This is a genomic window from Kitasatospora sp. NPDC057500 (assembly GCF_042802195.1).
Taxonomy (GTDB): domain Bacteria; phylum Actinomycetota; class Actinomycetes; order Streptomycetales; family Streptomycetaceae; genus Kitasatospora.
Genome location: NZ_JBHVER010000260.1, coordinates 1 through 9,814 on the forward strand (window position 1 = coordinate 1; position 9,814 = coordinate 9,814).

Consider the following 9,814-nt stretch of genomic DNA (forward strand, 5'->3'; position numbering starts at 1 on the left):
CCGCCCGCCCCCGCGGGCTCCTCGCGCAGGTGCCGGACCAGCGGCAGCAGCCGGGCCCGGCCGCGGGCGCAGCGGCTCTTCACCGTGCCGACCGGCACCCCCAGCAGTTCGGCGGCCTCGGCGACGGGGTAGCCCTGCATGTCGACCAGGACGAGTGCGGCCCGCTGCTCGGCGGGCAGCTCGGCGAGGGCGGCGGTCAGTTCGCGGTGCACCTCGGCGCGGACCACCGGGGTGTCGGCCGGTTCGGCGGAGCCGACCAGGGCGTCCAGCCGCTTCGGGTCGTCGTCGAGCGGCTTGGTCCGGCGGGTGGCGGTGCGCCGGGCCCGGTCCAGGCAGGCGTTGACCACGATCCGGTGCAGCCAGGTGGTGACGGCCGAGCGGCCCTGGAAGGTGTGGGCGGAGCGGAAGGCGGAGACCAGGGCGTCCTGCAGGGCGTCGGCGGCCTCCTCGCGGTCGCCGAGGGTGCGCAGGGCGACGGCCCAGAGCCGGTCGCGGTGACGGTTCACCAGCCGGCCGAAGGCCTCCCGGTCACCCGCGACGTGGCGGGCGAGGAGCGCCGCGTCGTCGTTGCCGCGCTCCGGTCCGTCCTCCGCCACGTCCACCCCTCGCCGTTCGCGCCCCGCCCCCGCAGCCCGCGGTCAGCCGAAGACCTTCACGTCGGCGATGTGGCCCTGGTACTGACCCCCGTGCTGCATGTTCTCCGGGTTCTTGGACAGGCTGGTCAGCCAGATCAAGAGATAGCGGGTGGTGACCGGGCTGTCCAGCTCGTAGGAGAGGCTGGTGCCGCTCTCCTTGCCGAGGACGGTGAAGTCCTTCGGCTTGGCCGCCGTGGGGTTGCCGACGCCCTTGCCGGGCGTCCGCAGCTCGGCCGTGGCGGGGGTGACGAGCTTGACGTTCACGCTGGAGACGCTCTGCGCCGTGCCGAGGTCGAGGAGCAGGCCGGTCCCCTCCTTGCCCTTCGGCCCGAAGGCGTCGCCGTACCAGCTGGTGGTCCACGCGCTGTTCGGGTCGCCGTCGAAGGCCTTGTCCAGGACGAACGTGCCCTCCGGGCCGCCGCCCAGCGGGTTGTAGGAGATCGCCTGGGTGATCGGGACCGCCACCGGGTCGTGGGTCGGCGTGTGGGTGGTGGGAGCGGCGCTGGTGCCGCTGGGCTCGGGGGTCGCGGCGGCCGAACTCCCCGGGCGCAGGTTGTCCACCAGCTGCCAGGAGGCCACGCCGATGGCGCCGAGGGCGACGGTCCAGGCGGTCACCTTGACCACCCGGCGCAGCCGTCTCCCGGCGTTGCGCACCGGGGCGGCCACCGGGGTGGGCCCGGTGCCGGGGGCGGCGACCACCCGGGTCGGGTTGGGCGCGGTCGGCAGGGCGTGGGTGTTGTGGCGCGGCGGGTTGGTGAAGACCGGCAGCTCGGGCTCGGGCTGGCGGATGCGCGGCATCAGCGCGATCGCCCGGGCCAGGGCCTCGGGGGTGGCGATCGGCTCGGCGTGGTGCGGCGGGTGGTCGAACAGGGCGCGGGAGGCCAGTTCGGCCAGGCCCTTGTGGACGCCGGCGCGGACCTGGTCGGGTGCCACCTCGCCGATGTTCCTGGGCAGGCCCTGGAGGTCGTAGCGGTCCTCGGGGAAGGGCCAGCGGTGGGTGAGCGCGGCGAACAGCAGGGCGCCGATGGCCCGGGTGTCGGCGCGCCCGGCGTCCTCGTCGGCGTCCTCGGCGGGCAGGCCGCGCAGGGCGGCGTCCACCGCGATGCCGTTGATCCGGTACTGGCCGCTGTCGGTGCGCAGCACGCAGCGCGGGGTGAGCCGCAGGTGGGCCTGGCCGCGCCGGTGGGCGGCGGCCACCGCGTCGGTGACCTGGCGGACCATCTGGTAGGCCTCGTGCGGCTCCATCGGGCCGTCGGCGAGCAGCTTGGCGAGGTCGGAGGCGTGCGGCAGCCACTCCCGCACGACGTAGACCAGCTCGCCCTCCTGGACGGCGTCCAGGACCTGGACGAAGCGCGGGTCGCCGAGCAGGGCGGCGGACTTGGCGGCGGCCAGCACCTTGCGGGCGCGCTGGTGGCCGGCGGCCATCAGGTGGACGCCGACGGCGCGGCGCAGCTTCTCGTCGACGGCGCGCCAGCTGCTGAAGGTCTCGGTGGAGGAGATGCACTCGTCCAGCCGGTAGCGGTTGCCGATCATGTCGCCGCTGTGCCGCAGCGGGGCGGGGAGGGTCTGCGGCAGGGTGGCGGTGTCCCGGGGGTCGTGGGTGGGCTGCGGGTCCCGGGGCGGGCGCTCGGCGGCGGAGCCGCCGGCGGTCCCGGCGGCGGCCCGGCGGGCGGCGTCCCCGGCGGCCAGTTCGGCGGCGATCTCGGTGGCCGACAGCGGGGCGGTGATCTCCGAGGTCTCCTCGCTCCCGGTCGGGGCGTTCCCGGCGCTGCCGGCGTCCTCGGCGTCGTCGCCGTCGTCCTCGACGGGGGCGGTCGCCTTCCCGGTCGCCTTCCCGGTCGCCTTCCCGGCGGTCTTCCCCGCGTCCTTCCTGCCGGCGGTCGCGGCGGGCCGGGCCGTGCCGTCGGCGAGCGCGTCGATCGCCTCGGCCAGCGCGGCCTCGTCCGCCGCTCCGTCAGCTGCTGACGTGTCGACGACCGCCTTGGTGCCATCAGCCACCGTGGTCCAGCCTCCCCTTGTGTCGCCCCGGGCCTGAGAGAGTCGTTGGAGCGCTTCGGCCGGTGGCCCCGGTGCTCCAGGACAATTGTGCCCACTGTTCTCCACCGGGTACGACCGCCGAAGGGTCCGGGCGGTTGCCTGACGGTGGAGAGATGTGGTGCAGATCGGCATCGGGCCGCCGGGCCCAGGCCCGGGACGGTCCGGGGCGCGCGGGCGGCCCGATGCCGGATCAGCGGCCCAGTCGGCCGCGCACCATACCCAGCATGGCGTTCAGCTCCTCGATCCGCAGCCGCTTGGCGATGAGTACGAAGACGGCCAGCTGGAGTCCGCCGGCCAGCAGCACGGTCAGCACGGCCCCGGCCCAGCCGCCGACGACCCGGGTGATCGCCAGGCTCACGCCCAGGCCCACCAGGGCGGCGGGGACGGAGGCCGTGGCGAGCCGGGAGTAGGTCTTGCCGATCCGCTTGGTGTCCAGGCCGCCGATCTTCTTCTTCAACTTGGGCAGCGCGACCGTCACTCCGACGGCGTAGGCGACGCCGTAGCCGAGGGCCATTCCGGTGACCGTCCACTCGGCGGGCAGCAGCAGCCAGCAGAGCAGCGAGAAGACGGCCTGGCAGGCGGCCACCCAGACGGTGTTGGAGAACGGCGTGCGGGTGTCCTCGTAGGCGTAGAAGCCGCGGAGCATCACGTACTGCGCCGAGTAGGGGATCAGGCCCAGGGCGAAGGCGGAGAGCATCAGGCCGACGTTGCGGGCGTCGTCCAGGGCGGTGTCGCCGCCCCCCACCGCGTAGATGGACTGGCCGATGGCCGGGCCGAGGGAGAGGAAGAGGAACGCCGCGGGGACGACGGCGACGGCCGTGGTGCGCAGTCCGTAGGAGAGGTCGTCGCGGACGGCGCCGGCGTCCTCGTCGGCGGCCGCCCGGGACAGCCGGGGCAGCACCGCGCTCATGATCGAGACGGTGATGACGGCCTGCGGGAGCTGCCAGATCAGCAGGGCGTTGGAGAAGGCCGCGAGGCCGACACCGCCGTGGCCGTCCGCCGCGGCGTCACTGCCGGCGGCGATGGCCAGCTGGGTGATGACCAGGTAGCCGGCCTGGTTGGCGAGCACGAAGAAGAACGTCCACTTGGCCAGCCGGGCCGCCTTGCCCAGGCCGTGGCCGCGCCAGTCGAAGCGGGGCCGGAAGGAGAAGCCGGCCGCCCGCAGGTAGGGGATCATCGCCAGCGCCTGCACGACGAGGCCCACCAGGGTGCCGATGCCGAGCAGCCGGACGCCCTCGGGGGTGATGGTCGCCGGGGTGACGTGGGTGCCGTCGAAGCCGCCGTACACCCAGATGTAGGCGCCGAAGGTGAAGATCACCACGATGTTGTTGAGGACCGGGGTCCACATCATCGCGCCGAACCGGCCGCGGGCGTTGAGGATCTGTCCCATCACCACGTGGATGCCCATGAAGAAGATGGTCGGCAGGCAGTACCTGGTCAGCGCCACGGTGGTGTCCGCGTGGGCCGGATCCTCCATCATCTTGTGGGCGATCAGCTGGACCAGCACCGGTGCCCCGAGCACGGCCAGCAGGACCACGCAGGCCAGGCCGACCATCACCAGGGTGAGCAGCCGGTTGGCGTAGGCGGTGCCGCCGTCGGCGTCGTTCTTCATGCTGCGGACCAGCTGCGGCACGAAGACGGCGTTCAGCGCGCCGCCGCCGATCAGGATGTAGAGCAGGGTCGGCAGGGTGTAGGCCGCGTTGTAGGAGTCGCCCATCACGGCGATGCCGATCGCGCCGGCGATCACCATGGTGCGCACGAAGCCGGTGCCGCGGGAGACCAGGGTGCCGGCCGCCATGATCGCACTGGAGTTCAGCAGCGAGGCGACCTTGCCGCCGGAGGCCTTGCCGGCGCTCTCCTGCGGGGCCGCGGGGGCGGACTGCTCCTCGGCCGCGAGGTCGGCGAGCGGCTCCACCGCGGGCGGCAGCTGTACGGCGGCCACCTGCATGGTGGCCTCGTCCTCGGCGAGCGGCGGGTCGAACTCGATCGGCGGCACGAAGGGGCGCTGCCCGTCCTGGCCGTGGCCGCCGGGGCCGGGCCCGTACAGGGGCTGCGGAGCGGGCTGCCCCGGGTACGCGCCGGCCGGGGGGAACGGCGCGGGCGGGGCGGGCGGGAACTGCGCGACGGGCGGCTGAACCGCCGCCGGCTGCTGGTGGGGGGACTGCTGGGCGGGCGGACGGGGCGCCTCGGCGGTCACCTGGTTCCCGCCGAACAGCCCGTCCACCCCCACGTACTCGGTGGACTCGGAGTCCCAGGAGGAGTGCGCCGGGCCGGGCTGCCACTGCGGCTGGCCGCCCCAGCCCTGGGCCGGAGCGGGCGGGACCGCGGGGGCGGCCGGAGCCGCCGGAGCGGCGCCCTGCGGCGGCGGGGCGTCCCGCCAGGCGGCCGGCGCCGGGGTGTCCCAGCCGGGCTGCACCGGCGGTACCGGCGGGGAGAACGGCGTCGGAGGCACCGGCGCCGGGTAGTCGCCGCCCTGCGGCGGCAGCTGCGGCGGCACGTCGTACGCGGCCACCGGCTGCTGCGGCGCGGCGGGCCGGGCGGCCCGCAGGCCGTACGGGTCCTGCTCGCCCGGACCGCCCTGGTACGCGTCGGCCGCGTACGGGTCCTGGGCGTAGGTGTCGGCCACGTACCAGTCGCCGGACGGCGACTCGGCGCCCGGACGGACCTCTCCGCGGCCCGGAGGCCGCTCCTCGCTGCGCCCGGTCATGTCACCTCTTCGCTGTCGTGGGGGAGGCCGCCCCGGGAACGGGCGGTGTCGGCGGTGTCAAGGACCAACCTTCTCATCACTGGTGGCCCGATCCCGGCCATCCGCGCTGCTGCCGCGCGGTGTCCGCGCCGCTCCGCCCGGGCCGTCCCCGCCGTCGGGGCCGTCCGCCGGGCCGGCCCCCGGGTCCGCGGCCGGGCCGTCGTCCGGCCCGTCGGCCGGGGCGAGCGGCGCGTCGCCCTCGTCGTCGTGCACCACCCGCCGCTTGCGCTGGCGCAGGAACCGCAGGGCCGCGAGCAGCAGCAGCACCAGGCCGCCGCCGAAGACGTACAGCACGCCGTTGGTGACCGAGGTGACCTGGACGGTGAACACCACCGGGTCGCCGTACGGCTTCGGGTCGGGCCCGGTGGTGTACAGCTGGGCGGTCATGCTGACCCGCCCGTTGTTCTTGGCCTCGGCCGGGAAGCGCAGCGTGACGCTCTGCGAGGCCGGCAGCACCAGCTCCTCCGACGGCAGCTCGACCCGCAGCCGGTTGGGCTGGCTCGGGCTCAGCACCAGCTTGAGGTTGGTGACCGTCTGGGTCAGGTCGTTGCGCACGCTGACCTGGAGCACACCGGTGTCCCCGGCGAAGGTGATGACCCGCTTCGGCGGCACCTTCACCGCCCTGGTGAGCTCGTCGAGGTAGCTCTGCACGCCGTCGCGGTAGACGTCGCCGGCCGGGGCCTGGGTGCGCCACCCGGTCGACAGCGAGCGGACCATGGCCGCGCTGAACGGCCCGCGCACCCGCTGCGGCAGGGTCAGCACCTGCATCAGGGTGTCCAGGTCGGTCTGGATCCGGGTGGTGGCGGTCAGGTCGGCGGCGGGCAGCTCCGAGTCGCGGACCCGGCCCGGGTAGTCGGTGGGCGCCGGGACGGCGTTGTTGGCCCTGGCGTCCGGCGTCGCCTGGGCGAGCGCGTCCAGCCTGGCCGGCTCCACCCACTTGCCGTCCTGGGCCGCCTGGAGGGCGCCGGCCAGCACCTTGGCGGTTCCGGCGGTGAGGTCGCGCGGCGGCATGACGAGCAGGCCGCGCGGGTTGTGCGGCTCCTGCCGGGAGATCACGAAGGTCTCGGCGAGGAACCGCTGCACCGCCAGGGTCTGGTCCTGCGCGGTCGCCAGGTCCTCCTCGAACAGCGAGGAGACCACCTGGTCGGCGACCAGCGCGGTCTGGCCGTTGCCGATCGGCCGGGTGGCCGTGGGGGTGTACTTCAGCGCGTCCGACTCGGGCATGCTCGCGCCGTTCACCAGCACCAGTCCGGCACCGGCGCGCTGGGCGACCGAGGCGATCCGCTGGTCCAGGTAGCCCCGGTAGGGCCAGGCGACGTCGGAGCGGGTGTCCACCGAGAGCCGGCCCTCGACGGTCAGCCGGCCGGCGGTGGCCGCCTTGCCCAGGGCGGCGTCGATGCCCTCCAGCTCGGGGGCGTTGTGCGCGATCGAGGCGAGGTCCGGGTCGGCGTAGGGCAGCGCCACCACCTGGCTGCCCGGCTTGGCTACGGCGGCCCGCAGCTTCTCCAGCCAGGCCGTGGCGGCGGCCGTGCCGGTGCCGCGGACGGTGTTGTCCTCCTTGGCCGCGTTGCCCGCGGTACCGGGCTTCTGCACCCGGTAGTCCTTGGTCATCGCGAACGCGGTGTCCAGCAGGTCCGGGTCGACCACCCAGGTCAGCCCGGTCAGCGAGGAGCCCGTCTCGACCAGCGCGTACAGCCGCCCGCCCGGCGCGAACTCGGCGGCCAGGCTGTCGTCGCGCAGCACCGGGACGGTCTGGTCGTTGTCGGAGAGGGTCTGCGCGGCCAGCACCGGGGCGTGCACCAGCGGCCACAGGGTGGTGACCTTGGACGGCTGCGCCTCGGTCGGCGTCGGGTTGTACGGCAGGAAGGTGCGGGCGATGCCCAGCGGGCGGTCGCGCTGGTTGTCGGCGGTCGAGCCCCAGACGTCCACCGCCAGCTCGTACACGCCCTCGGTGGTGAGCTGCAGGTCGGCGACGGCGACGCTCAGCGTGTACGGCTGGCTCTGGCCGGGGCCGAGCTCGTTCAGCGCGTACTGCGGGCTGTCCAGCGAGATGCCGTCCGCCCCCTGCGGGGTGGTCCTGGTGAGCACCCCGGCGAGCTCGCTGCGGGTGGTGAGCGGCTTGCCCGCCCAGGGCTTGCGGACCGTCGCGTGCGCGGACTTGAGGACGGACTTCCCGCCGTTGGTGACGTGCCCCGAGATGGTCACGATGCCCTTCTCGACGGCCGTCGGATTGTTCACCGACTCGATGGTCAGCGTCACCGGGTACTCGGCGGTGACCGTCGACTCGGCCGCCGTGCGCGCCTCGCCGGCCGTGGCCGGAGCCGCGGCGGCCGTCGGGAGGCCGGGCAGCGCCGAGGCGAGCACCAGCGCGGCGCCGAACGCGCCGGCCAGTCGCCGGGCGGTTCGTCGCAGGGCCCGTCCGGGGCGCCCGCCCGCCCGCCGTCCCGGGTGCCGTGCCGGCTCACTCACGCGGTCCGCCCTCGCTCACGGGTTCGCCCTCGCCGTTCTCGATCGCTGCTGCTGGTGCCGTGCTGCTGCGGATGTTCCGCCGGCCGTGGGGGATGCCGTGAGGATCAGCCGTGAAGAAAGTGTGGTCGGCCGTCGCCCGGACGGCCATGACGGCGCACGGGACCGCGCCGCCGTCGGTGCCCCGGACTCGTCCCACCGGCATGGTAACGATGTGGTGAGGGGTGCGGTGTTGCGGGCCGGGGAGTGAGCGGGTGGAAACGCGCGGGCGGCGGGGCCGCCGGGCCACGTACCCTTGTGAGCCGTGTCCACTGCCAATGAGCCCACCGCCCACCCGACCGGCGCCCATCATTCCAGTTCCGCCGTCCAGGTCGTCCCCGGCCTGAGCGAGGCCCAGACCCTGGGTCTCCAGGAACTGCTGCGGGTGTCCCCGGTCGCCGACGAGATCGCCCGCCGCTTCCAGGCGGCCGGTCACCGGCTCGCGCTGGTCGGCGGCTCGGTCCGGGACGCCCTGCTGGGCAGGCTCGGCAACGACCTGGACTTCACCACCGACGCCCGTCCCGAGCAGGTCCTCAAGCTGGTCCGCGGCTGGGCCGACGCGGTCTGGGACGTCGGCATCGCCTTCGGCACGGTCGGCGCGCGCAAGGACACCCCGCAGGGCTCCTTCCTGATCGAGATCACCACCTACCGCTCCGAGGCCTACGACCGCACCTCCCGCAAGCCCGAGGTGACCTACGGCGACACCATCGGGGAGGACCTGGTCCGCCGCGACTTCACGGTCAACGCGATGGCCGTCGACCTGCCCGGTCGCGGCTTCGTCGACCCGCACCACGGCCTGGAGGACCTGGAGGCCCGGGTGCTGCGCACCCCCGCCACCCCGGAGGAGTCCTTCTCCGACGACCCGCTGCGGATGATGCGGGCCGCCCGGTTCGCCGCCCAGCTGGACTTCGAACCGGCCCCCGAGGTGGTCGCGGCGATGACCGCGATGGCCGACCGGATCGCCATCGTCTCCGCCGAGCGGGTCCAGGCCGAGCTCAACAAGCTGCTGCTGGCCAAGCACCCGGTCAAGGGCCTGCGACTGCTGGTCGACACCGGACTGGCCGACCACGTGCTGCCCGAGCTGCCCGCGCTGCGCCTGGAGCGCGACGAGCACCACCGGCACAAGGACGTCTACGAGCACTCGCTGACCGTCCTGGAGCAGGCCGTCGACCTGGAGCGGGAGGGCCCGGACCTCACCCTGCGGCTGGCGGCGCTGCTGCACGACATCGGCAAGCCGCGCACCCGCCGCTTCGAGTCCGACGGCCGGGTCTCCTTCCACCACCACGAGGTGGTCGGCGCCAAGATGACCCGCAAACGGATGCGCGAGCTGAAGTACTCCAAGGAGCTCACCGAGGACGTCTCGCGCCTGGTCGAGCTGCACCTGCGCTTCCACGGCTACGGCGGCGGCGAATGGACCGACTCGGCGGTGCGCCGCTACGTCACCGACGCCGGTCCGCTGCTGGAGCGGCTGCACAAGCTGACCCGCTCGGACTGCACCACCCGGAACAAGAAGAAGGCGGCGGCGCTCTCGCGCACGTACGACGGCCTGGAGACGCGGATCGGCGAGCTCAGGGCGCAGGAGGAGCTGGACGCCGTCCGCCCGGCGCTGGACGGCAACCAGATCATGGAGCTGCTCGGCCTCAAGCCCGGCCCGATGGTCGGCAAGGCGTACAAGCACATGCTGGAGCTGCGGCTGGAGCACGGCCCGATGGAGCACGAGGCGGCGGTGGCCGCGCTGCGCTCCTGGTGGGACGCCCAGCAGTAGCGGTCCGGAACGGCGGGCGGGGCGGTCCCGGGGAGAACCCGGGGCCCCCCCCCCCCCCCACGGGGCTCAGAGCTTATTCAGGCAGAGGACGAAGCTCAACGCCGCGGTGCTGGAGTCGCGGGTGTA

General features: G+C 74.3%; 5 protein-coding genes. 1 reads left to right on the forward strand and 4 read right to left on the reverse strand.

Translation table 11 applies throughout. The annotated features are described in order from the left end of the window. The 4 genes from sigM to ACFU74_RS33485 form a co-directional block, all read right to left on the reverse strand. Positions 1 to 596 (reverse strand): RNA polymerase sigma factor SigM (sigM, locus tag ACFU74_RS33470; RefSeq protein ID WP_380763693.1); only part of this gene is annotated, 596 nt, incomplete at its 3' end. 42 nt (positions 597 to 638) lie between these two features. Next, the gene (locus tag ACFU74_RS33475; protein ID WP_380763695.1) at positions 639 to 2,633 is read right to left on the reverse strand and encodes a serine/threonine protein kinase; all 1,995 of its coding nucleotides are present in this window, start codon (positions 2,631 to 2,633) and stop codon (positions 639 to 641) included. A 229-nt stretch (positions 2,634 to 2,862) separates the two neighbouring features. After that, positions 2,863 to 5,379: a murein biosynthesis integral membrane protein MurJ gene (murJ, locus tag ACFU74_RS33480; protein WP_380763697.1), complete on the reverse strand. Its 2,517-nt coding sequence runs from the start codon at positions 5,377 to 5,379 to the stop codon at positions 2,863 to 2,865. 57 nt (positions 5,380 to 5,436) lie between these two features. Further along, positions 5,437 to 7,887 carry a DUF6049 family protein gene (locus ACFU74_RS33485; RefSeq protein WP_380763699.1) on the reverse strand — a complete coding sequence of 817 codons (2,451 nt, stop codon included), beginning with the start codon at positions 7,885 to 7,887 and terminating at the stop codon, positions 5,437 to 5,439. A gap of 379 nt (positions 7,888 to 8,266) precedes the next feature. Here ACFU74_RS33485 and ACFU74_RS33490 point away from each other — a divergent pair, with 379 nt between their 5' ends. Continuing rightward, a complete protein-coding gene (locus ACFU74_RS33490) occupies positions 8,267 to 9,688 on the forward strand; it encodes a CCA tRNA nucleotidyltransferase (protein WP_380763701.1) in 1,422 nt (473 codons plus the stop codon). Positions 9,689 to 9,814 lie beyond the last annotated feature (126 nt).

What these genes read in the sequence shown, in the direction of transcription:
- murJ (WP_380763697.1), bottom strand. Translation starts at nt 5,379, where the DNA reads ATGACCGGGCGCAGCGAGGAGCGGCCTCCGGGCCGCGGAGAGGTCCGT.